Annotated in this window: 1 pseudogene; it reads right to left on the bottom strand. The window is 48.7% G+C overall.

Annotation, left to right across the window (positions count from 1 at the left end):
* Positions 1-343 (bottom strand): annotated as a pseudogene (nifH, locus tag A8F95_RS13165) (nitrogenase reductase); the annotation flags it as partial.

The following is a 343-nucleotide window of genomic DNA, read 5'->3' as shown; positions in this document are numbered from 1 at the left end:
CGGAGGTAACGATGTAGATTTCTTGTGCTTTGTTTTCACGGATAGGCATAGCAAAACCACCGCAAACAACGTCACCTAATACGTCGTAAGATACAAAGTCAACATCTTGGTAAGCACCGTTTTCTTCCAAGAAGTTGATGGCAGTAATAATACCGCGACCAGCGCAACCTACACCTGGTTCTGGACCACCAGACTCTACGCACCTTACACCGCGGAAGCCAGTCAGCATGACTTCTTCAAGTTCGAGGTCTTCTACTGCACCACGCTCAGCAGCCAAGTGCAAAACGGTGGTTTGAGCTTTACTGTGCAGCATCAAACGAGTGGAGTCAGCTTTGGGATCGCA

The sequence above is a fragment of the Pseudobacillus wudalianchiensis genome, from assembly GCF_001685015.1.
GTDB lineage: Bacteria > Bacillota > Bacilli > Bacillales > Domibacillaceae > Pseudobacillus > Pseudobacillus wudalianchiensis.
This window is presented reverse-complemented; position numbering and strand designations above follow the sequence as displayed.